Source organism: Candidatus Eremiobacteraceae bacterium (assembly GCA_035314825.1).
In the GTDB taxonomy this organism is placed as follows: domain Bacteria; phylum Vulcanimicrobiota; class Vulcanimicrobiia; order Eremiobacterales; family Eremiobacteraceae; genus JAFAHD01.
Genome location: DATFYX010000059.1, coordinates 38,769 through 61,210 on the forward strand (window position 1 = coordinate 38,769; position 22,442 = coordinate 61,210).

Annotated in this window: 17 protein-coding genes; 6 read left to right on the forward strand and 11 right to left on the reverse strand. The window is 68.0% G+C overall.

Annotation, left to right across the window (positions count from 1 at the left end; all coding sequences use genetic code 11):
• Positions 1-11: 11 nt before the first annotated feature.
• Genes VKF82_07580 through VKF82_07600 form a run of 5 tightly spaced genes read right to left on the reverse strand, consistent with a single transcriptional unit; the run spans position 12 to position 7,447 of the window.
• Complete coding sequence (locus tag VKF82_07580) at positions 12-494, reverse strand: hypothetical protein (protein ID HME81923.1); 483 nt, start codon at positions 492-494, stop codon at positions 12-14.
• A 13-nt stretch (positions 495-507) separates the two neighbouring features.
• Positions 508-1,878: a dihydrolipoyl dehydrogenase gene (gene lpdA, locus VKF82_07585; GenBank protein ID HME81924.1), complete on the reverse strand. Its 1,371-nt coding sequence runs from the start codon at positions 1,876-1,878 to the stop codon at positions 508-510.
• Positions 1,875-5,849: a multifunctional oxoglutarate decarboxylase/oxoglutarate dehydrogenase thiamine pyrophosphate-binding subunit/dihydrolipoyllysine-residue succinyltransferase subunit gene (locus VKF82_07590; GenBank protein ID HME81925.1), complete on the reverse strand. Its 3,975-nt coding sequence runs from the start codon at positions 5,847-5,849 to the stop codon at positions 1,875-1,877. Before VKF82_07590 ends, lpdA begins: the two co-directional genes overlap by 4 nt.
• Before the next feature lie 60 nt (positions 5,850-5,909).
• Positions 5,910-6,728: a serine hydrolase gene (locus VKF82_07595; GenBank protein ID HME81926.1), complete on the reverse strand. Its 819-nt coding sequence runs from the start codon at positions 6,726-6,728 to the stop codon at positions 5,910-5,912.
• Positions 6,725-7,447 (reverse strand): hypothetical protein, encoded by a 723-nt coding sequence (locus VKF82_07600; GenBank protein HME81927.1) that lies wholly within the window; start codon positions 7,445-7,447, stop codon positions 6,725-6,727. The genes VKF82_07595 and VKF82_07600 overlap by 4 nt, the downstream gene beginning before the upstream one ends.
• Between VKF82_07600 and VKF82_07605 the strand changes: the two genes are divergently transcribed.
• A complete protein-coding gene (locus tag VKF82_07605; protein ID HME81928.1) occupies positions 7,430-9,841 on the forward strand; it encodes a phosphodiester glycosidase family protein in 2,412 nt (803 codons plus the stop codon). The two genes, VKF82_07600 and VKF82_07605, sit on opposite strands and share 18 nt — an antisense overlap.
• On the opposite strand, the gene VKF82_07610 is transcribed toward VKF82_07605, so the two are convergent.
• The 3 genes from VKF82_07610 to VKF82_07620 are packed head-to-tail and all read right to left on the reverse strand — an operon-like array spanning position 9,822 to position 12,497.
• The gene (locus VKF82_07610) at positions 9,822-10,790 is read right to left on the reverse strand and encodes an NAD(P)-dependent oxidoreductase (GenBank protein HME81929.1); all 969 of its coding nucleotides are present in this window, start codon (positions 10,788-10,790) and stop codon (positions 9,822-9,824) included. The genes VKF82_07605 and VKF82_07610 overlap by 20 nt on opposite strands.
• Positions 10,787-11,632, reverse strand: a complete 846-nt coding sequence (gene panB / locus VKF82_07615; protein HME81930.1) for a 3-methyl-2-oxobutanoate hydroxymethyltransferase — start codon at positions 11,630-11,632, stop codon at positions 10,787-10,789. Before panB ends, VKF82_07610 begins: the two co-directional genes overlap by 4 nt.
• Before the next feature lie 22 nt (positions 11,633-11,654).
• Positions 11,655-12,497: a hypothetical protein gene (locus VKF82_07620; protein ID HME81931.1), complete on the reverse strand. Its 843-nt coding sequence runs from the start codon at positions 12,495-12,497 to the stop codon at positions 11,655-11,657.
• 17 nt (positions 12,498-12,514) lie between these two features.
• On the opposite strand from VKF82_07620, the gene VKF82_07625 reads away from it, so the two are divergent.
• Both VKF82_07625 and VKF82_07630 read left to right on the forward strand, forming a co-directional pair.
• Positions 12,515-13,261, forward strand: a complete 747-nt coding sequence (locus tag VKF82_07625) for an SEC-C domain-containing protein (protein ID HME81932.1) — start codon at positions 12,515-12,517, stop codon at positions 13,259-13,261.
• 56 nt (positions 13,262-13,317) lie between these two features.
• On the forward strand, positions 13,318-14,904 hold the full coding sequence (locus VKF82_07630; GenBank protein ID HME81933.1) for a gamma-glutamyltransferase family protein: 1,587 nt from the start codon (positions 13,318-13,320) through the stop codon (positions 14,902-14,904).
• 24 nt (positions 14,905-14,928) lie between these two features.
• Here the strand turns inward: VKF82_07630 and VKF82_07635 are convergent, their stop codons facing one another.
• From VKF82_07635 to VKF82_07645, 3 genes are read right to left on the reverse strand one after another with little or no spacing between them, the layout of a single operon-like run.
• Positions 14,929-15,558, reverse strand: a complete 630-nt coding sequence (locus tag VKF82_07635) for a TMEM175 family protein (GenBank protein HME81934.1) — start codon at positions 15,556-15,558, stop codon at positions 14,929-14,931.
• A 51-nt stretch (positions 15,559-15,609) separates the two neighbouring features.
• Positions 15,610-16,512, reverse strand: a complete 903-nt coding sequence (locus VKF82_07640; protein HME81935.1) for a FecR domain-containing protein — start codon at positions 16,510-16,512, stop codon at positions 15,610-15,612.
• Between the two features lie 16 nt (positions 16,513-16,528).
• A complete protein-coding gene (locus VKF82_07645) occupies positions 16,529-17,053 on the reverse strand; it encodes an RNA polymerase sigma factor (protein ID HME81936.1) in 525 nt (174 codons plus the stop codon).
• Between the two features lie 297 nt (positions 17,054-17,350).
• On the opposite strand from VKF82_07645, the gene VKF82_07650 reads away from it, so the two are divergent.
• From VKF82_07650 to VKF82_07660, 3 genes are read left to right on the forward strand one after another with little or no spacing between them, the layout of a single operon-like run.
• The gene (locus VKF82_07650; GenBank protein ID HME81937.1) at positions 17,351-18,559 is read left to right on the forward strand and encodes a UPF0158 family protein; all 1,209 of its coding nucleotides are present in this window, start codon (positions 17,351-17,353) and stop codon (positions 18,557-18,559) included.
• A 10-nt stretch (positions 18,560-18,569) separates the two neighbouring features.
• Positions 18,570-20,159 (forward strand): PD-(D/E)XK nuclease family protein, encoded by a 1,590-nt coding sequence (locus tag VKF82_07655; GenBank protein HME81938.1) that lies wholly within the window; start codon positions 18,570-18,572, stop codon positions 20,157-20,159.
• A complete protein-coding gene (locus VKF82_07660) occupies positions 20,149-22,293 on the forward strand; it encodes a 3'-5' exonuclease (GenBank protein ID HME81939.1) in 2,145 nt (714 codons plus the stop codon). Before VKF82_07655 ends, VKF82_07660 begins: the two co-directional genes overlap by 11 nt.
• The last annotated feature ends 149 nt before the right edge of the window (positions 22,294-22,442 follow it).

The following is a 22,442-nucleotide window of genomic DNA, read 5'->3' on the forward strand; positions in this document are numbered from 1 at the left end:
CGCTCCAGAGACTACTGGTTGGTGCCGACCATCATCGTGATCTTCACGGTTCCGCCTGATTGTGCGATGATGATCCCCTTGTGAACCTTGTCGGCGGGTTTGCCGATGGCGAACTGGGCCGTTGCGGCGCTGCCCGAGCCCGTCAGCGCGCTCTGCGTACCCGCAGGCATCTTATCCTTATAGAACGCGACGACTTTGTCGAACGGGTCTTTGGTCTCGATGGTCAAGATCTGTTCGCTGCCCTGCGGCGCGGTCATGGAATATGAACCGGCCTCGCTCGGCGTCGCGCCCGGATACACCGGCAGGCCGAGGCTGTTGGGATCCACGGCGCCCTGGCCCATGGTCACTTTGCCCTGGGTGGTGACCACGGTGGCGCGCTGCACCGAGGTTTGCGGCGCCATAGCGCCCGGCGCGGTCGTGGTCTGGCTCTTCTTCGCGCAGGCCGGGAAAACGGCGAGCAGCGCAGCGAGCATGAGAACCGGAACAAGACGCATCAGAGGACTCCTTTTACGAGAGGTAAGGCGCGACGCTTTCGCCTTGCTGCGCTGCATCCATCACCAGTTCGCTCACCGTCGGGTGGGCGTGGATGACTGAACCGAGCTCGTCCATGGTGAGCGCGTCCGACATGGCGACGGCGATCTCATGGATCAATTCGACCGCGTGGATGCCGATCAGAGTGGCGCCGAGGATGCGGTCGGTCTTCGCGTCGGTCACGATCTGCACGTAGCCGTCGGGCTCGCCTTCGGCCAGTGACTTGCCGTTGCCGATGACGCGCGCGGTCCCGAGCTTGACCTCGTGCCCGGCCTCTTTCGCCGTATCGGCGTTGAGGCCCACCGACGCGATCTCCGGATGCGTGTAGATGCAGCTGGGGATGACGCTCCAGTCCATCGGCATCGGGTTATGGTCGAGCGCGTTCTCGACCGCGCGCCCGCCTTCGGCCGAGGCCTTGTGCGCCAGCTGCAAGCCGCCGCGGCAGTCGCCCGCCGCCAAGATCTTCGGGTTTGCGGTGCGCAGATAGTCGTCGGTCTCGACGTAGCCGCGCCCGTCGATCTTGACGCCCGCGCCCTCGAGGCCGATATCGCGCGTCTGCGGCAGCCGGCCGACCGAGACGAGCAGCTTCTCGGCGTCGATCTTCGTGCCGTCGTCGAGCTGCGCCACCAAACCGTCGCGCCGGTACTGCAGGATCTCTTTGACGCTGCGGCCGGTCAGCACGCGCACGCCCTCTTTCTCGATGATCTTTTGGAATTGGCCGGCGGTGCGCGCATCGATGCTCGCGAGCAGGCGCGGGAGGATCTCGACGATGGTGACCTCGCTGCCGAGCGTCGCGAACAGACTGGCGAACTCGCAGCCGACCACGCCGCCGCCGATGACCAGCAGCGTCTTGGGCACCGACTCGAGACGCAGCACGCCATTCGACGTGATGACCGCGGGCTGCTTCATGTCGAGCATCGGCAGGCCGGCGGCCTCGGTGCCCGTCGCGACGATCAGGAAATCGAACGGGTAGCGCGTGCCGTTGACCACGACCGCATCGGACGCCACCGTGCCCTGGCCGTGCACGACTTCCACCTTCTTGCGCTTGCAGGCGGCCTCGACGCCGGAGCGCTGCTTCACCACGATGTCCTCTTTGCGCGACATCATCTTGGCGAAATTGACGCGCGGCTCGGGCACGTCGATGCCGAACTCGCCGGCGCGCCGGATCTTGCGCAGCAGGTCGGCGCTGGCGAGCAGCGCCTTGGTGGGGATGCAGCCCCAGTTCAAGCACGTGCCGCCGAGCTGCGCGCGCTCGACCAGCGTCACCTGCGCGCCCAACTGCGCCGCGCGCAGCGCCGCCACGTCGCCAGCCGGACCGCCGCCCAGCACGACCATGCGCGTGCTCACTGAGCTTCCTTATAGACCGGTTGCGACAGCGCTTCGCGCACGATGCGCTCTTGCTCGACCGCGTGCGCTCCAGGATAACCCTCGCTCGGGCTGGCCCGGTCCGGCCGTCCGACATAGCCGAAGGCGATGTTCTGCGGCGTGAGCCGTTCGCGCAGCCGGCGCGAGACGAACGCGCGCGCGCCCATGTTCTTTGGCTCCTCTTGGACCCACGCGACGGTGGTCAGCGACGGATACGACTTGACCAGCGCGAGCACGTCGTCGAGCGGGAACGGCTCGAGCAGTTCGACGCGCGCGAGCGCGAGGTCGGTGGCCGCCTGGCGCAGCGGATCGAGGCTCAAGTCGTAATAGATCTTGCCGCTGCACAGGATGAGGCGTTGGATCTTGGAGCGGTCGCGCACGTTGGGATCGTCGATGACGGCCCGGAAGCCGCGATCGGTGAAATCGGTCAGCGTCGAGCTGGCGGCCTTGAGACGCAGCAGACTCTTGGGCGTCATGACGACGAGCGGGCGCGCTTTGGCATTGAGCGCCTGATCGCGCAAGAGGTGGAAGTACTGCGCCGGCGTCGTCGGATCGGCGATGCGCAAGTTGTTGTCGCCTGCCAGTTGCAAGAATCGTTCCAAGCGCGCGCTCGAGTGCTCGGGTCCCGCGCCTTCGTAGCCGTGGGGCAGCAGAAGGGTGAGCCGCGGCGATTCGCCCCACTTGGCCTGCCCTGCCGAGATGAACTGGTCCATGATGATCTGCGCGCCATTGAAGAAATCGCCGAACTGGGCCTCCCACAGCACCAGCGCATCGGGTGCCGCGGCGCTATAGCCGTATTCGAAACCGACGCACGCGTACTCGGACAGCGGGCTGTTGTGCACCTCGAACGACGCGCGCGCTCCGCCAAGGTGCTGCAACGGGGCATAGCTCTCGCCGGTCTTGGGGTCGTGCAGCACGATGTGGCGGTGGCTGAACGTGCCGCGCTCGGTGTCTTGGCCGGTGAGGCGCACCGGTGTGCCGCTTTGCAGCAAGGAGCCGAACGCGAACGCCTCGCCCAGCGCCCAGTCGATGTCCCCGCCGGGCGCGAGCGCGCTGCGCCGCCGTTCGAGCTGTCGCGCCAATTTTGGATGGACCGTGAATCCGTCGGGCACCGCCAGCAGCTGGTCGTTGAGCTTGCGCAGCGCCTCGGCTGGCACGCGGGTGTCCATCGGTGCAGCATCGGATGCGCCGTTCTTGCCCGGCTCGACGGCCGGTTGGCGCTGCTGCGCGCCCTTGACGGCCGCATGCGCGCCCTCGATGCGCCGCTGCGCATCCTCGACCAGTCTTGTGGCGTCGTCCTCGGAGATGATCCCGCGCTCGATCAGCCTGCGCGCGAAGATCTCGCGCACCGTCGGATGGTTCTTGATGCGTTCGTACATGATCGGCTGCGTGTACGCCGGTTCATCGGTCTCGTTGTGCCCGAAGCGGCGATAGCCGACCAAGTCGATCAGGATGTCGCGCTTGAACTGTTTGCGGAAGGAGACGCACAGACGCACCGCGGCGATGCAGGCCTCGACGTCGTCTGCGTTGACGTGGATGATGGGGATGTCGAAGCCTTTGGCGAGATCGCTCGCGTAGCGCGTCGAGCGGCCTTCGCCCGGCGTCGTCGTGAATCCGATCTGGTTGTTCGCGATGATGTGGATCGTGCCGCCGGTCGTATAGCCGGGCAGCGACTGCATGTTGAGCACCTCGGCGACGACGCCTTGCGCAGGAAATGCCGCATCGCCGTGGATGAGCAGCGCGGCGGCCTTTTGCGCGTCGACGACCGCGATGTTGTGCGTGCGATCGGTCTGCGCGGCGCGCGTGCGCCCCTCGACGACCGGATCGACGGCCTCGAGGTGGCTCGGGTTCGATGCCAGGACGACGCGCACGTTCTTGCCTGCCGGGGACTGGCGCACGCCCTGCGCTCCCTGGTGATACTTGACGTCGCCGGTCACGTCGCCCGGCAGATCGCTGTCGCCGCGCTTCTCCGCGACCTCGAACTCGCGCAGCGCCTCCTCGAACGGCTTGCCGACGACGTGCGTGATCACCGCCAGCCGCCCGCGGTGCGCCATGCCGAGGTCGACTTCGCTGACGCCGTCCGCAGCCAGTTCGTCGGCAGCCTCTTCCAACATCGGGATCATCACGTCGAGGCCCTCGATGGAGAACGTCTTTTGGCCGAGGAACGACTTGCGCAGATAGCGCTCGAAGGTCTCGACGCTGCTGAGCGCGCCGAGCAGGCGCAGCGCCAGCTCGCGCGTGAGCGGTTGCCGGTGCGCACCGGATTCGATCTGCTCGCGCAGCCAGCCGCGCTCCTCGTGGCGCGAGATATGCTCCATCTGATAGGCGATGGTGCCGCAATAGGTCTCGCGCAGGCGCGGCAGCAGCTCGGCGAGATTGTTCCCCGGCAGGTGGATGCGCAGCACCGAGGCGGGGACCGACTCCATCAGCGGCAGCGTGAGGCCCAGACTCGCGGGGTCGAGCGCCGGATCGCCCTCGGGCGGCTCGCCCAACGGATCGAGCATGGCGGCGGTGTGGCCGAACGTGCGGTAGCGTGCGACTAACGACGCGCCCGCGGTCGCGGCGCGCAGCAGGTCTAACGGCGCTGCGGGCGCGGCCTGCACGCCGGGGGCGCGCGTCTCGATCTTGGAAACCGTGGCGGGCCTGGGAAGCCCCAAGCTCGTGAAGAGCGCGTCGTAGAATCCATCCGCGCCATTGAGCAGTTCTTCGATGCGTCGCAGGAACTCGCCGGATTGCGCGCCTTGGATGATGCGATGATCGTACGTGCTGGTGAGCGTCATGACTTTGGCGACGCCCATCGCGCGCAGCGAAGACTCGGGCACGGATGCAAGACCCGGCGGATAACCGATCGCGCCCGTGGCGATGATCGCGCCCTGGCCAGCCGTGAGGCGTGGAACCGATGCGATTGTGCCGATGCCGCCCGGGTTGGTGAGCGTGATGCTCGTGCCCGCCAGATCGCCGGGCATGAGCTGGCCGGAGCGCGCCTTTGCGACGAGCGCTTCGTACGTCTTGTGGAACGCCGCGAAATCAAGTTTGTCGGCATCGCGGATGACGGGCACGACCAAGAAGCGGCTGCCGTCTTTACGCGTCATATCGACGGCCAGGCCGAGGTTGCACGCTTGGTCGACGCGCGCCGGCTGGTCGCCCTCACGCCGGAACGCAGCGGTCATCACCGGCACCTGATGGGTCGCGAGCGCGATCGCGAAACCGATGACGTGCGTGAACGAGACTTTTTCGTCGCGGCCCGCGGTGCGCAGCGCAGCGTTGAGATCGCGCCGGCGCACCTCGAGCGTATCGACCGCGATGGTGCGGAAGCTCGTCGCCGTCGGGATGCGCAGGCTCTCTTCCATATAGCCCACGAGCGCCGCGGCCGGTCCTTTGAGCGGCACGATGTTTGGAGCGGTCGAATTCACTGGACTCTCGGGAGGGGATGGAGCGTTCGAATTCATTCGACCGTCCGCCACGTCGCCCGCTGCGGATGGAGCGGTCGAATTCATTCGACCGTCCACGGCTTGACCGTCCACGTCCGCGCGCCGCACGATGCCGCCTGGTCCGCTGCCCGCAAGCGCGTGGAGCTCTATGCCGCGCAGCGCTGCCGCGCGCTTCGCGAGCGGCGATGCGGCGACGCCGGCAGATGATTGCGCGCGCGGTAGCGTAGGAGTCGCGACGGCGGTACGGACCTGTTCGACGGCCGGAGCGCTCTTGCCGGAAGAATCGATCTCAGCGAGCGGACCGCCGACTTTGACGGTCGCCCCTTCGTCGGCGACGATCTTGACGATCACGCCGGCGGCAGGCGCCGGCACTTCGACGTCGACTTTGTCGGTCGTGACGTCCACGAGAGGTTCGCCGCTCTTCACGCTATCGCCGACGTGCTTGCGCCAGCTGGTGACGGTGCCTTCAGCTACCGATTCGCCCAGCTCCGGCAGGGTCACGATCACGCGATTATCAGGCACAGCGTACGGGTTCGCCCCTGCCCAAGCCGACCCTGGCGCGGCCTGCGACCAAAGGCGGACCTAGGCGTTGAGGTGACCGCGCATAACGCGCATCCATGACGCCATCCTGGCATCGGCGTGCGCGCTATCATGTGTTCCGCGTCGCGTGTACAGCACGATGACAAAGCGGCGCCCATCCGCCGTCTGTAAGATCCCCGCGTCGTGGTTCACTGCGCTCGTCACGCCGGTCTTATGCATGAATCGATCGCCGCGCGCCACGCCGGCCGCAAGCTTCGCGCCGTCGGTACAGCGCACCAGCAACGCACGTTGCTCGACCGCGCCCGGAACCGCATCGTCTGCGATCAGCCGCAGCAGCTGCGCGGTCTCGGACGGCCGCATCGAATTGCGCTCGCCGACGTCCAGACCCTCGACCAGCGGCTCCGAGCCCGACAACTTGCGACCCAGGCGGAACCGTGCGAGACCGAGCGCGCGCATCGCCGAGGTGACCCGTTCGCGGTCGAGCACGTCGATGAGCTGATTGGTCGCGATGTTATCGGAGCGCTCGATCATGAGCGCGACCAGCTCGCTCACGCTCGCCTGCGCGCCTTCGACCAGCGGGCTCGGCTCGGGGTTGGCCGTGATATTGGATCGCGCGACGATGATCGGATCGTCAGGAGACAGCGACCCCGAAGCAAATCGGTTAGAGGCCTCGGCCATGAGCGCGAGCTTGACGATGCTCGCGGGATAGATGTCCTCGTCCGCGCGCCAATGAGCGCTGCTGCCGCGATCCACATCGATGACAACCGCGGCTGCGTCGTCGCGCAGCTCCGACGCCTCCAACGCGTCGGCCACGGCGCGCGAAAGCGTGTCCTCATCCGGCGCGCGCGGCGCGACGCTCAACTTTGCGGTTTCGGTGTGACCGGAGTGCCGTCGTAGGTGTCGGAGAAGATCACACCGATGTGAAGGAACATCACCGTCGTCGACCAGCGCACCTTGCCCGTGTAGTGCTGGACGCCGGGCAGCCCTGCGGTCGTATCGAACTCGGCCGTGCCGGCCAAATCCATGGTCGAGACTTTGAAGCCATGATCGAGCATGTCTTTGTTCGGCGTCATCGGGCCCGTGCCGGTCACATCGATGATGGCGATGCGATGCCCCGCGCGGTCCTCGAAGTGATCGACCTTGTCGACGTACGTCATCGGCCCGTCGGCGAAATCGCGTTCGACCTTGATGTGGCGCGAGAACGTCCACTGCTGGCCGGGCGCGAGCGGGATATCAGGCAGTTGGTCGAGCGCGCCGTCGCCTGCGTCCTCGAGCATGGCCTGCGGCGGCGTGGTCACGCCGTCCGTCGCAATGGTGCCGTCATAGGTCGACGTGCGCACCTTGCTGTCAGTCTCCTTAGGGTGGTCGCCGCCGAAACGGCGCGTGTTCGTCTCCGCGATGTCGATCGCCCCGGCGTCTTTGACGACGATGACCTGGTCGCGGTCTTCGAGGATCGTCTGGTCATCGGCCCGGCCGCCGGCCATGGCCTTATAGGTCTTGGGGATGTCGAATGTGATGAGGTGCACGAGTTTCTGCGAGCGCACGTAGCGCCCGGGCGTCAGATGCAGCGCGAACGCCACGGCGTCGTCGGCGCGGGCCGGCAAGGAGAGGACCAGCAGCCCGCCGAGGAGGCAGAGCGCGCGCAGGGACCGCCCGGAACGCCGCCGCACATCAGGTTCGTGTCTCAGATCAAGATGATGTCGTCCCATCGTACGCGCGTGTTCAGCGCCCGCCTCTGGTTTACCGCCTGCGCGTGCGCGCTGGCGATCGGCGCGGTCCGCGCGGATGAGCCGCCTGCCATCAGCATCGACAACGATGGCACCTTCGCGTTCCGCGCCGCGACGTTCGTGCAGCCGGCGGGCTGGCCGCTCATCACTGGCGCGCAGCGCGCAAGCGAGCATATCGGCCCGGGCGTGGAGTTCGAGCGCTGGCGGCTGTCGAGCGCGGCGGGGCCGCTCACGCTGTCCATCGCGCGCGTCGACTTGCGCGACCCGCGCGTCGCGCTTGCCGTGGGCACGCGTTATGACCGCATCGTCGGGCCCGGCGAACCGCTCTCGACGATGGCGGACCGGCGCGCCGCCGAGATCGGCATCAATGCGGACTACTTCGACATCAGCGGTGGCGGCGAGCCGACGAATCTCGTGCTGGCGAACGGCATCGTGCAGCACGCGCCCAACGGCCGCGCCGTGCTGCTGGTCGGTGACGGCAACCTTATCGCGATGGGCCCGGTGACGTGGAAGATGCAGCTCATCGCAGCGAACGGCACGAGCATGAACGTCGACGCCATCAACGATTGGACCCACGGCTCGCGTTTGATGCTGTTCACGCAATCCTTCGGCATGCCCGGGCAGGCCGATGCCGCGGCGGAGCTCTCGCTCGCGCCGACCGCCGACGGCCGCTATCAAGTGCTGCGCAGCGAGAGCGACGCGCTGACATTCCTACCGCTGCGCCCGAGCGATCTCGGCGTTGCCGCGCGCGGCGACGCGGCGGTGACGCTGCTGCAGCAGTTCCACGAGGGCGACGTCGTGACGCTGACGCAGACGCTTGCGCCGCAGCTTCCCGGAATGCGCGAGGGCGTCGGGGGCGGCCCGCTGTTGCTGCGCGACGGAGCGCTCTACGACGATCCGGATTCGCCGTCGCCCGAGGAGCGCGACGTGCGTTACCCGTTGACCGGCGCCGGAACGTCGGCGGACGGCGCGACGCTGTGGCTGGTCACGGTTGACGGGCGCGCGCCGGCGCGGTCGGTGGGGATCACGCGTCCGATGTTCGCGTCGTTGTTCAGCGCATTAGGCGCGGCGACCGCGATGGCGTTCGACAGCGGGGGTTCCACGGAGATGGTCGCGCGCCGGCTGGGCGATCCCCACGTGAGCGTCGCCAACGTGCCGTCGGACGGCCGCGAACGATCGGTCGCGGACGGCCTGTTCGTGCTCAACTCGGCGACGCCGGGGCCGCCGCAGACGCTGGTGCTGCGCGCACCTGCGCCGGCGGTGCTGGCCGGCAGCCACATCGCGGTCGCAGCGCAAAGCGTCGACGCGAACGATCAACCGGTGCCCACCGATGGCGCGGTCGCATACTCCGTCTCGCCGGCGTCGGCGGCCGTTATCAGCCCGCAGGGCATGTTCACGGCGCGTGCCGCTGGCGGTGTCACGGTGACCGCTCGCAGCGCTCAGGCGAGCGGCGAGCTGCACCTCGATGTCGTCTCGCGCGTCGACGAGCTGCGCATCGCCGGCGTGCAGCGCGTATATCCCCCAGGAGCGACCTTTGCGCTCTCGGTGCAGGCCGCACGCGCGGACGGCTCTGCGATCGCGATCGATCCAGATGCCATCGCGTGGTCGAGTTCCGGCGACGGCGGCAGCGTTGACGCCCAGGGGGCGTTCAAGAGCTCCGGCGTGCCCTCGCGCGCAGACGTCGTCGCGCGCGCGGGCGGAGCACGCGCAACGGCGACATTGCTGATCGGTGCCCACGAGGTGGGTCTCGGCGGTGCGATGCTGCCGGGCGACGGTGCTGGGCGCTGGCACTTGACGACCGTGCCCAAAGATCTCGCCGCGGCGTTGGATGCGGCCAAGGCGCCTGACGGTTCCCCGGCTCTTCACTTGAGTTTCGATTTCGGAGATCAGCGCGCGACACGCGCGGCCTTCATCGAAAACGACGTGCCGCTGCCCGGTGAGCCGCTTGTCGTGAGCGTGGATGCGTACGGCGACGGCAGCGGCGCGTGGCTGCGCATCGGATATCGCAACGGCGACGGCGTCAGCGACAGCATGACGCTGGCGCGCCACATCACGTGGAAGGGTTGGCGCAACGTGCGCGCCGAGGTGCCGCCCCAAGCGCGCTGGCCGATCGCGCTGACCAAGATCTATCTAGTGGCGCCCCCCTCGGAGCACTACGCCGGCGACCTGTGGCTGCGCGACCTGGGTGTCTGGTACGCCGGGCCGCGTCCGCCCGGAAGCGTCGCGCTCACGCGCGCGCGCGATTGAACGCCGGCGCGTTGGCCGCGTAGCGCGGCGCCTCGCCGCGCGCGTAGCGCCGCACGTTCTCGGCGACCTCGCGCGCGATGCCCTCATACGAAAGATCGGTCACGCCTGCGACGTGCGGCGTCGCGATGACGTTGAGCGCGAGCACAGGATGCGAAGGGCCGATCGGCTCGCCCTCGATCACGTCCAGGCCCGCGCCGGCCACCCGTCCGGCGCGCAATGCGTCGGCAAGCGCGGCATGATCGACGAATCCGCCGCGCGCCACGTTGATGAAGAACGCGCCCGGTTTCATCGCGTCGAAGACGGTCCGGTCGAACATGTGGTGGGCGTCCGGCTCATAGCGCGCGGTGATGACGACGAAATCTGCACAGGCCACCGCATCCTTCAGCTCTGCGAGGCCGTAGACGTGTTCGAACGCGGCTCCGGCGGGCGCTTGGCCGCCGATATTCTTGCGGACGGCGATCGCGCGCATGCCGAGCGCTTGCAGACGAAGCGCTAACGCGCCGCCGGCGGACCCGATGCCGACGATGCAGGCGGTCTTGCCCGCGAGCGCTGTTCCGGCAGGTTCGCCGAGCTGCCCGTTGCGCAGCGTCTGCTCGGCCTGCGGCAGCCTGCGCGCCAGCGCCAGCATCAGCAGCAGCGCGTGTTCGGCCACCGACTCGGCATTGCCGGTGCCGCCGCTCGGTATGCGCGCGACCCAAACGCCGGCACGCGTGGCAGCCTCGACGTCAACCGTCTCCAGGCCGACGCCGAACTGCTGGATCAGGCCGAACGTGCCCGCGTCGATGACGCGCGCGTCGATCTGCGCCATGTAGGGTACGACGACGTCGACGCCGGGCAGGCGCTCGACGACGCGCGAGGGCGCCGTCGCCTCGATCGCATGCTCGGGCAGCAGGCGCGATAGCCGACGCCGTGCTTCCGAGTAGCCTTCATCGCAGAAGAGGATCTTCAAACGCGCCGGCCGGCGAGGAACTCCCTGGCGTCAGTCTCCGGCATGTGATACGTCTCGGCGTCGGATGGAAACGCGCCGGAGCGGATGTCGTCGAAGAAATGTTCGACCGCCGCGGTCGCTTCATCGCCTAGATCTGCATAACGCCGCACGAATTTCGGCGGTGTGCCGGCGCTCAAGCCGAGCACGTCGTGGAAGACGAGCACTTGACCGTCGCAGCTCGGGCCCGCGCCGATGCCGATCGTCGGTATCGGGATCGCGCGGGTCACTTCGGCGGCGACGACGTCCGGGATGCCCTCGAGCACGATCGCGAACGCGCCTGCCTCGGCGAGCAGGCGCGCGTCTTCCACAAGCTCGGCCGCGGCCTGTGCGAGCTTGGCCTGCACCTTGAAACCGCCCATCGCGTGGACGGATTGCGGTGTCAGGCCGAGGTGGCCCATGACCGGGATCTCGGCCGCGAGGATCGCCTCGACCATCGGCAGCCGTTTGCGCCCGCCCTCCAGCTTGACCGCGCCCGCGCCTCCTTCGACGATGAAACGCGCCGCGTTGCGCACGCTGTCCGCCGTCGACAGATGATAGCTCAGCCAGGGCATGTCGCCGACGACGAGCGCGTTCGGTTTGACGCGAGCGACGGCTGCGGTGTGGCGCACCATGATGTCGACGGTGACAGAGAGCGTGTCGTCGTAGCCGAGCACGGCGTTGCCGAGCGAGTCGCCGACGAGGATGATGTCGGCGCCGGCGCGATCGGCGATGCGCGCCGAGGGCGCGTCGTAGGCGGTGATGACGGCGAGCTTCTTGCCGCCCTTGCGGGCGCGGATCGCCGGCGCGGTGATCTTGTCTGGCATGGCGTCCCCGATGTGTCCGGACCTATGGAGCGGTCAAGTTTACTCGACCGTTTAGAGCGGTCGATTTTATTCGACCGCTTACGACGCGTCCTTCTTTATGCAGGTCAGAATCCGCTTCGAGATGCTCCACAAAGCCGATCGGCGCCCCCCCTTTGGCTTTCACGAGGGTGTTGTCGATGGCATAACTTTCCTGGACGATGAGGCCGCTGGCGCGATCGAACCAGGCCGAGCCGTGCAGCGCGATCGCTCCTGGCAGAAGACCCGGCAGGTTGTACTCCTTGCCTGTGATCCGGCCGCGGCCGGTCACGTCGATGCGCACCCGATCGCCGTCGGCCGTCGCCACCACATGCTCGAAGACGGCGTTGCCCGAACCGAGGGAGGTCAGCACATGTTGCTGCGTCATCCATCTGCTGCCGACAACGACCGGCTCAGCCGGCAGATCGATCATCGGCGCGTCTTCGAGCGCGTAGAGCTTCGCGCCGACCTGCACGTTGCGCGGCGTGACGAGCGCGGTACCGCTGTCATGGCTGACGGCTATTTTGTTGCGCGGCACGTCATGGACAGTGGTGGTGACGTCGCCACGGACGCGCGCAGCCGTCGCGTTCGCTGATAGAACCGTGCCGTTCGCAAGGATCGTCGTGCGCACTTCTTCGTCGATGACCATGCCTTGCGAGCGGAACGCTTCCAAGCGCGCTGCCGGCAGTTTCCAGTCGATGCGGTCGACCAGATCGGAATGCTGGACGAGGCGTTCGCCTGCGGACAGGCTCAGCCGCAATACATACGAGCCGGGCTGCTGCGCGGCGGCGCTACCCGTGATGGCCAGGCCCGCGGCACATGCGAGCGCGAGGACTCGTCGTACGTTCATGTAACTCGGTTATCGGCATGAACAAGCCCGGACGCAACGACCTGTGCCCATGCGGCAGCGGCCGCAAGTACAAACGGTGCTGCCTCGGGCGCGAGGCGGAACACGATGCGTTCGCGCAAGCGCTCGAAACCCGCGTGCTGCCGTCGCTCTCGCAGCTGGCGAGGTTCGCGGAGTCTTCAAGCGGCCTGACGCTCGACCTGGTCGCACGGACCGAATTCCCGTTTTGGCGGGTGCCCCTCGATGACGTCGCGGCCACGCGGGTCGTCGATCACCTGATCTTCGACGTACGGCTGGAGCGCTACGGCCGCACCGCAATCGATCAATTCTTGCTCGAACGCGGAGCGTTGCTCGGCGCCGGCGAGCGGACGATGCTCGGCGCCTGGGCGGCGACGCCGCGGCGTTTGTATCGAGTGGACGGCTGGTCTGCAGGCTTTCTGCAGGTCAGCGATGTGCTCAGCGAGGCACCGCAGCAGCTCTCGGTTTGGCCGCTGGGTCGTGGCGCAGGTTTGATCGCCGACGGCGCGCCCGTGGCGTTGCGCGCGCTGCCGGCGCTCGACGCGTTCGTCTGCCTTGGCCGGCCGACGGTGTTCGGTGACCGCGACGTCGAGCGGATCGCCGGCGCCATCCGCCAACGTCATCTCGATTTCGTGCGCAGCCAGCGCATCGTCGGCATGGACGATTTCTTGCGCCTAGCGCCGACCGCGTTGGACGAAGAGGCGGCATCCTCGACGCGCGACTCAGGCATCATCCTGCCGGGCGCCTGATGAGTGCGCCGCTGACGCCGGACGGTTCGCGGCCCAGCGCGCGAAGCGTACGGGGCATGGTGACGGCTCCGCACGCGCTGGCCGCGCAGGCAGGCGTGTTGACGCTGAGCGCCGGCGGCTCGGCCGCCGATGCCGGTGTCGCGATCGCCGCCGCCTTGAGCGTGCTCTATCCGCACATGACCGGGATCGGCGGCGACGCGTTCTTCCTTTATTATGACGCAGGCACGCGCACCGTTCACGCCTATAACGGCTCCGGACGGTCGGCGGCGCTGGCCGATCGCGCCTACTATGAACGCCTCCGTATGCGCTCCATTCCGCGCCACGGCGGCCCGTCGGCGTTGACGGTGCCTGGCGCGGTCGACGCGTGGCTGGCGCTGCATGAGCGCTTCGGGCGCATGTCGCTCCAGGCGGTGCTCGCGCCCGCCGTCGAGCACGCGCGCGGTGGCGCGCCGATCGCGCGCAGTCTGGCGCGCGGACTGCACGAAGAACACGCACTGCTCGCCGCCGATGAAGGCGCGCGCACGTTGTACGCTGCGCGACCGAGCTATCCGATCGGCACGCGTTTGGCACAGCCGGCGCTCGCACGCAGTCTCGAGAGCATCGCATCGCACGGCCGATCGTTCTGGTATGAGGGCGAGGCGGCCGAGCATATCGAACGCGCATGCGTGCGCGCCGGCAGCCCGCTGCGGGCTGCGGACCTGTCGGAACATCGCGGTTTTTACGCCGATCCGTTGCGCGCGCGCTTCGGCGCCTATGAATCGCTGGTCACGCCGCCCAATTCGCAGGGCCTCGCTTTGCTGCTCGCTCAGGGCATTCACGACGCCGGCGCAGATCGCGGCGGGGATGCGTTGGGCAGCGCTGGTCTCGCCCATCTCGACATCGAGGCGATCGTGCTCGCGTTCGCGGACCGCGACGCGTGGGTCGGCGACCCGGACGCGGTCAAACCCTCGTTTGAGCGCTTGCTGTCAGCCGACTACGCGAAGTCCCAAGCGGCAAAGATCGATTCATATCGGGCGTGCGATGTGGTCCCAAGAAAAGTGGTCCCGCGCTCTCGAGCGCGGGCCGCCGGCGGCGACACCACGTACTTCGCGTGCGTGGACGCCGACGGCAACGCGCTGTCCATGATCCAATCGCTCTATTTCCACTTCGGTTCGTGCGTGGGCGTGCCCGAGCTGGGCATCGTGCTGCAGAACCGCGGCCACGCGTTCACGCTCGATGAAGGCCGCCCGACCTCGCTGCACCCTGAGCAGTTGCCGTTTCACACGCTCATGGCCGCGATGTTGCTGGAAGACGGCGAGCCGCGCTTGGTGTACGGCACGATGGGCGGTGAGGGCCAGCCGCAGACGACGCTGCAGATCTCCGTCGCGATCGCGGAGCGCGGCGTCGACCCACAGACCGCCTTGGACATGCCGCGCTGGCGCTATGGCAAGACCTGGGGTGACGAAGTGCCCGGCGTCGCCATCGAGCGCCGCGCCGGCGAGGCGTGCATCGCGGGCCTGCGCGCGCGCGGCCACGACATGATCGTCACCGACGATTGGGAGGAATCGATGGGCCACGCCGGCGCGATCAGCATCGAGCGCGCTGAGGGGATGCTCGTGGGCGCCTCGGACTTGCGCAGCGACGGCGCCGCCCTCGGCCTGTAGTCCCGGCCTCTTGAGGCCGGGCCGCTAGATCCGATACAAGGCTCGGATGCGCGGAGCGAACACGTAGTTCAACTGCACCAAGACGATGAACCCGATGCTGACGTACGTGTTGATGAAGCACAGCGCGGCGCCGATCGCGTAGAGCGCCTGCGCGACGAGGACCCGCCGCTCCATGGCCTCGTGCAGGTCAGGCGTCGTGTCCTCCTTGAGCAGGCCGGCGCGCGTCGCGTAGCGCCAGCTCACGAAGATGAACACGCCGAGCAACAGGATGTTGAACCAGTACACGAGCAGCGCCACGCGATACGTGATGAACTCGGCCAGCAGCGAGGTCGAGAACGGCATCAGCGTGACCACGAGCAAGAACCCGATCTGGATCCACGTCAGGTCGCGGTCGCTGCGCACGAAGCGGTTGAACTGGGTCTGCTGGCCGACCCAGAAAATGCCCAAGGTCATGAACGTCATGAAATAGGGTAGCAAGCGCGGGGCAAGCGCGAGCAGCGCCTGCCACAGCTCGCGCTCGCTGTGGATCAGGCTGCTCACCGGTGCCCGCAGATCGAGCACGAGCAAGGTCATGGCGACGGCGAACACGCCGTCGCTTAAGGCGGCAAGACGTTCCAGGCTCTGACCCGCGATCAGATTGTACGCCGCGCGCATCCGGGCGGACGTTCCCCGCGCGGCGCATGCTTCCTCGGGCGCCGGAAGGTGCTAGTGGGCGAACTTGGTGCCGGGGCGCAGTTTGCTGACCGTATGATGGTCCGGCGTGATCTGCGCCTCGTTGCCGGCCAAGACGTTGAAGGTCTCGCCGGGCAGGAAGATCGCGACGCTGCCCTCTCCGACGGCGACGTGCGTCGACCCGGTCTGCGCGGTGACGGTGAAGATCGTGCCGGTCGGCACGACGGTCGCCTGATCGGTCGCGACGTGGATGGCCCCGCTGTTCTTCTGAAGGTTCTCGCGCACGCCGACCGTGCCGTGATCGATGCGCACCGCGATGACGTCGGGATCGCCGGTCTGCGGATCCACGCGCACGGTGCCGACCTTGATCTGCGTGCCGTTGGCGATCGTGACGGCCAGATGCGGGCCGATCGCGATGGTCGAGGGCTGGTCGGAGCTGTTCGAAAGCGTCTCACCCGGCTGGATCATGACCGAGCCGGATGCCGGCGATGACGAACCGTTGGCGGCAGCGACGTCGAGCGAACCGTTGATCGCCGCGGAGATCGAGGTCGGCACCTGGCTGCGGTTGATCGCGCTTTGCTGGATCACGCCCCGGCTGATGAGGATGAGCGCGAAGACCGCCGCCGCGGTGCCCAGCGCCAGTCCGAAGCTGCGCCAATTGGTGACTGAATCGACCAGGCTGCGCCATGTCTCGCCGCGTTTGGTGGTGACGTGGTTGGCGGCGAAGACGTGCTCGATGATGCGATCTTCCAGGCCGCGCGGCACGGCGAGCTGCGGCACTTGGAGCAGCAGCGCCTGGAACCGCTCGGCGCGCGTCAGGGTGTTGGCACAGGCGAAGCACGTGCGGCGGTGGGCGTCGAGCAGCATCTGCTGCGTCGGCGTCAGCTGTGCGTCGAAGGACTGGTAGAGGAAGTCGAGCGCTTCAGAGCACTCCATCCTTACATGCGTCCTTTCACGACGTCAGCAGCGGGCTCAGCCACGTCTGGAGCCTGCGCTTGGCACGGTGCAGATTGGTGCGGGCCGCCTGTTCGGTCATGCCCAGCACGTCGGAGATCTCGGAATACGCAAGCCCCTGCAGCTCGCGCAAGATGAAGACCATGCGCTCCTGGGCCGGCAGCAGCGCCAAGCCCTCTTCGAGCGCCTTGTACGTCTCGCGCCCCTCGGCGCGCGTTTCGGGTCGATCGTTGACCGAAGCGGTCAGCTCTGATTCGGGGACGTCTTCGATGTCGGTCGTCTGCAGGCTCGCACGGCCCATGGACGTGAGGCAGACGTTGACGCAGATGCGATACAGCCAGCTCGAGACTTTGCTGCGGCCCGAAAACGTGTTGGCATGCTGAAACGCGCGCAGAAATGCCTCTTGGACGAGGTCCTCCGCGGACGCCGCATTATACCGATAGGCAACGTTGTACAGCATTCTCGTGTATCGCCGCACCAGATCGGCGAACGCATCCCCGTCTCCCTTGGCGATGCGTTGCATCAGGGCAAAATCGGGCCCTGACGACACTGGTTCCAATTTCTTGGACCGTATCGGATGCAACATTGTTACAGGGACTCGGTCCTGTGCGAGGACCTGATCGACATCCGGCTCCGCCTTTTCGTGCTGTATGACGGGACGGCGTGGGGCCGCGCGTGAAAATGGTCCCCCCGCATTACACGAGATACAGGTTCTCTGATTGTGCGAGATTACCCAGGCAGCGTCGAGTGCGCCCGGTCACCTTTGCGCGCGCCGCGACCAGGCATCGCGGGACGGCCGAGCGAATCGCCCCGAGCCATCGTGCGGAACTTCTTATTAGAGGAGCTGGCGGACGCGCTTGATGACCGGAGCGGCCAGTTCCGTTATTTTTTCGTGAGCGCTTCAGGCCGGGTCCAGCCGTACGCCACGGACGACCCGGCTGCGCTGCGCATCGCAGCTCGCGCCGACGCCATCGCCGTCCATCCCATGTCCCACAGCGAAGCGCACGCATTGATGGTCGACTTCATCGAGACCCTGCTCGACGGCGAGCTGGCCGACCGCCTTCGCAGCGCCGCGAGCGGATCGACCAGCCCCGCCCGCTTCCTGCAGGTGCTCAGCGCCTATCCCCGCGCGCGCCGTTCGTGGTTATCCTATCGTCAGCGCCGGCTGGAGTCGCTCGCGCTCGACTGGCTGCGCGAGCATGGCGTCGACACGGCGGCGTTTGGCCTGGACGAGCCCGCTCGATCGGAAGAAGAAGCGACGGGCTTGCGTTTTGCGCCCGAGCTCGAAGAACGCTTGCGTGGACTGCGCGAGCAGCTGCGCGCGTTCGGCGCCCAGGGCGAAGCGGCCGCGATCGCCCGGGCCGCACTGCGCCACGAATGGCGCATCGACGAGATCTACCACTCCAACGCGCTGCGCGGCAACCGGCTCGACAGGACGCAGACCGAAGATCTGGTGATGCGCGGCGAGACCGTCGGCGGCCTGACCTTGCGCGAACACCTCGAGGCAGTCAACCTGTTCAAGGCTTTGGATCGCGCCGCCGTGCTGGCGCGCAGCGACGCGCCGCTGACCGAGCATGCGATCCGCGAGCTGCACGCCCAGCTCTTCGCCTCGATCGACGACGAGCAGGCGGGCGAGTATCGCCGCACCGACGCGCGCATCGTCGGCCGCGACTACCTGCCGCCGGAAAGCGTACTCGTGCCGGCGCTGCTGCGCGAGTTCACCGAGTGGCTGGAGGAATCGTCCGCCGATCCGGTCGCAAAGGCCGCGGCGGCGCAGGCCAAGATCCTCAACATCGCGCCGTTCCTGGACGGCAACGGCCGCGTCGGCCGCCTGCTGTCCAATCTGATCCTCGAAGCCAACGCGTATCCGCCTGCCATCGTGCACGTGCAGGACCGTGAACGCTACTACGACGGCCTGCGCCAGGCCGATAGCGGCGACATGAGCGGCCTGCTCGCGTTGCTCATCGACTGCATCGAAGCGGCTCTCGCGCGCCTGTCGGGCGCAGTACGCAGCGCCGGCAACGTCTAAGCACGCACGCATGGATTCCGACGACGCCGGGGCGCCTTTCGCGGGCGCGCCTGCCGGTGGGCTGCGCGAAGCCATCGCCGCCGCGCTCGCGGCCGGCGATTGGCCGTGGCCGGCATCGGTGCGCAGCGACGATTCGTTCATCGACGGCTTATGCGAGTTGGCTTCGGCATTCGAGCGCGCGGGTGTCGGCGAGCTGGCGCTGGCAGCCGCCGTCGCGGACGAACATGCAGAGCGCAGTGCGATCGCGCGCGTGCTTCTCCACGCGCGGCGCGTCGCTCGCGGAAGCTCGCCGCACGGTCCTCCCGATGCGCGAGCACGTGCGGCGCGGCCGCTGGAGGCGCGGACCCTCGCCGAGGCCTTCGAGCTGCTGGCCGGCGAGGGGATCGAGGATATCGTGATGCACCGCCGCATCGTCGCGGCGATCGCGGCGCCGCCGCCGGGCGTGCGGCTGCATTCTCATCGAAGAACGGCGGCGCACGATGTGCGCCTCGCCTCGATCCGGTTTTCCGATGACGCGGCGCCGGCAGACAAGTTCGGCGCTTGGTCGGCCGCGCTGGGAGCAGACGTGGGCGCGCACGATGCGGGTGCGGGCGTACACGTGCGCGTCGCACAGCCCGCGTCGTCGGCGTTGGCTGCTTGGTTCGACACCCTCGACGCCGGTCCGGATGTCTGGTCGTGGCCGCCGCCGGAGGAACCGCGCCCCCTAGTCGCGCCCGCCATGACGTTTTCAGCATCGCGCCTCAACGGTTTTGTGAAATGCCCGCGGCGCTGGTTCTTCGAGTACTTGTGCGATGCGCTCGACGATGAAGGCTCGGCGGCGGCCACCTACGGCAAGGTGTTCCACGAAGCGCTCGAGGCGCTGCATCGCGCGATCCGCCTGCCGGCAGAATTCTCCGGCAACGCGATCCTCGAGCGCCTTCATCTGGAGCTCGATCTCGCGTTCCAGCGCAACGAAGCGCAGTTCGCATCACGGCTGGAGCTTGAGGTCAGCCGCCTGCGCGCCCGCGCGGTCGCGGCGCATTATGCGCGTTGGCTGCGCGCCGAAGCGCAGGATCATCCGATGCACGTCGAGGCGGTCGAATCGCTGCAGCGTTGGACGATGGGTAGACACGAATTTGTCGGCTTCGTTGACCGCATCGACCGCCCGGCCGGCGGCGGCCCGATCACCATCTACGATTATAAGACGGGGCGCATCGAGGAGGACCCGCGCGAATATGTCGCGGCGATGCGCCGCGGCGAAGAAGCCCAGCTGGCGCTGTACTACACCGTGCGCCGCATGCGCGGGGACCAGGTAGGCAGGCTCGCGCTGATCTCGCTGCGCGATCCGCGCGATCCCGTCTGGGTGCTCGCGCTCGACATGACCGATGACGCCGGGGTCGCCGTCGTGGAACGCAGCGAGCGCAGCGGCGTCGTGCGCGGATCGTGCACGCCCCAGGATATCGAAACGGCCGTCGAAACGCTCCTCGCCCGGGCGGACCTGCTGACCGGCGGCGGTCTCGAGCATTTCGAGGTCGGTGAGGATCCGCCGTGTTCGTACTGCGCGTACGCCCGCGCGTGCCGCGAGCGGCCGGACGAAGGCGAGCGCGTCTTTGCCCGCTGACACGGGGATCGCGCTCGCGCCGGCAGTAGGCAAAGCCGTCGAGGCGCCGGACGGCGTCACCCTGGTGACCGGTCCGCCGGGTTCGGGCAAGACGACGGCGCTCGCAGCTCGCGCCATGCGTCAAGCGCGCGCCGCACCGGTGCTCGTCATCTGCGCCAATCCTTCCGGCGTCCGTGCTTTTCGCGCGGCGCTGGAACAACCGGATCAGGCACACCCTGTCCACGTCGGCACCGCGCCCGACCATTGCCTGCGCTGGCTGCGCTCGCATCACGCGCTGGCAGGCGTCCATCCGGACGTGCGCGCCGGCGGCGATGGCGCCGCGTACGCCATCGTGCGCGAGGCCGCGGCCGGCCTGCTCGACATGAGCTGGCCCGAATTACAGGTCGCCGATCTCGATCTCAATGTGCCGTTCCTGAGCCGCCCGGATAAGTTCCTCGAGGAATCGGCGAATCTGTTCCGCCAGCTGCGCGGCGCGCGCGTCGCGCCGGACGACTTCGAGCGCGGGTGCGCGGCCGGGTTGACGGCCTTTTACGGCGACGAGGTGGAAGCGGCGCTGGCCAAGTGCGCCGATCCGGCGCTCAACAGCCGCCTCAGCAGGCGCGGTCGCGAGGCGTCGCGCGCCAATGCGGCGGTGCTGCAACAGCAAAAGCGCGCCGAGCGCGGATTGGCCGTGCTGCTCGGGCGCCTTTACCGCGAATACCTGCGCGCCGCGCGCAGCGCGCAGGCGCTCTCCGATGAGGATATCCTCGACGAATGCATCCGCTGGCTGAGCGCCGACGCGCCGTCGGCGCGTGCGCTCGCAGCTTCGTATGCAGCTGTGCTGGTGGACGACGCGCAAGACGCGCACGCTTCCGTAAGCGATCTGCTGATCGCGTTGGCGGCCGCCGGTCTGGCAGATGTCACGCTCGCAGGCTGGCCTGACGGTGCGATCGATGGGCTCGAAGGCCGCCGCTCAGCGCTGGCAGCGCTACAGCCGACCGAGCACATCGCGCTGCCGCCGCTCGTGCCCCCACCGCAGCCTGTGTCGCAGCGCTTCAAGCATGAAGAAGAAGAGGTGCGCCACGTCGCGCGCTCGATCGCGGACCTGGTCGCGCAAGGAGCCCACGTCGCCGACATCGCGGTGCTCACCCGCAGCGCCGATGCGGCGGCGATCTATGCGCAGCGATTGGCGGACGCCGGCTTGCCGGTGGATGCGCCGCTCGAACGGTTCGCGCGGCCGCGCGAGATCGGAGACTGGTTGGCGCTGGCGGCCGTCGTCGATGATCCCCACGACCACGAACATCTCTTGCGCGTGCTTGCCTCGCCGTTGCTCGGTCTCGGCGACGCGAGCATCTACGCGTTGTGCGAAGACCCCGAGGCGGTGACCCAGCTCGCCCTCGACGTCGGCGTGGGCGACGGGCGGGTGCGCCCGGGCGGCGGCCGTCAACGCACCGCGCTCGCGCGCAACATGTCGGAGGGAACCGTCGACGATCGCCTGCCCGAGGATGTGCGCGAACGCGTCGTCCGTTTCCGCGCGAGGCTGGTGCAATGGCGCGAGCGCTATGCCGGCTTGTCGCCCGCCGGCACGCTCGCGCGTTTGGCCAAATCGGCCGGCTTCGAGCAGCATTGGCGTTCGGCGCCCCCCTACCAGCGCGCGCGCCTCGCGCAGGACACGCTGCGCGTCATCGAAGCATTCGCCGGCGCGCATGCGAGCGGCGTCGACGCGCTCGGTGATCTCGTGCGCGGGTTTGACGACGGCGATGTGCCCGTTCGGCCAGCGCAGCGCAGCGCAGACGCGATCGCCTGCGACACGATCTCGGGCGCAAAAGGGGAGCGCTGGCCGCATGTCTTCGTCACCGGCCTGGCGCACGAGCGCTTTCCTCGCATCTACGTGTCGCGCGCGATGGCGTTTTCGCGCACCTACGGCCTCGTGGTGCGCGAAAATGTCGCGCCCGGCGCCGCGCAGACGGCGAAGTTCGCCTGGTACTACGCGCGATTCGACGCCAAAGCGATGTACTTGGCGCAAGAACGCCGCGCGCTGGCATACGGTTTGTCGCGCGGCTGGCGCAGCGCGTCGGCGACCGGCTTCGGCACGCCGCCCCGTTGGGCCAAGGACTATGACCTGTTCGCCGCGCAAGCGAGCGACGCATCGTGATGCACCGCGGACTCCTCGTCGCCGCGCTGGCGTGTTTGACCCTCCCCGTCTTCGCGGCGGCTGACAGCCCTCCGCCGCCGCTGCTGATCGACAGTTTCGCTAGCCGTCCGCCCGGCCTGATCACCAACGAGTATGCATTCGAGCATCCG

Coding starts and splice junctions, on each gene's coding strand:
- VKF82_07605 (HME81928.1), top strand. CDS start 7,430: ATGCAGCGCGAACGCCACGGCGTCGTCGGCGCGGGCCGGCAAGGAGAG.
- VKF82_07645 (HME81936.1), bottom strand. CDS start 17,053: ATGCAACGCATCGCCAAGGGAGACGGGGATGCGTTCGCCGATCTGGTG.
- VKF82_07640 (HME81935.1), bottom strand. CDS start 16,512: ATGGAGTGCTCTGAAGCGCTCGACTTCCTCTACCAGTCCTTCGACGCA.
- VKF82_07635 (HME81934.1), bottom strand. CDS start 15,558: ATGCGCGCGGCGTACAATCTGATCGCGGGTCAGAGCCTGGAACGTCTT.
- VKF82_07580 (HME81923.1), bottom strand. CDS start 494: ATGCGTCTTGTTCCGGTTCTCATGCTCGCTGCGCTGCTCGCCGTTTTC.
- VKF82_07630 (HME81933.1), top strand. CDS start 13,318: ATGGTGACGGCTCCGCACGCGCTGGCCGCGCAGGCAGGCGTGTTGACG.
- VKF82_07620 (HME81931.1), bottom strand. CDS start 12,497: ATGAACGTACGACGAGTCCTCGCGCTCGCATGTGCCGCGGGCCTGGCC.
- VKF82_07655 (HME81938.1), top strand. CDS start 18,570: ATGGATTCCGACGACGCCGGGGCGCCTTTCGCGGGCGCGCCTGCCGGT.
- panB (HME81930.1), bottom strand. CDS start 11,632: ATGCCAGACAAGATCACCGCGCCGGCGATCCGCGCCCGCAAGGGCGGC.
- VKF82_07625 (HME81932.1), top strand. CDS start 12,515: ATGAACAAGCCCGGACGCAACGACCTGTGCCCATGCGGCAGCGGCCGC.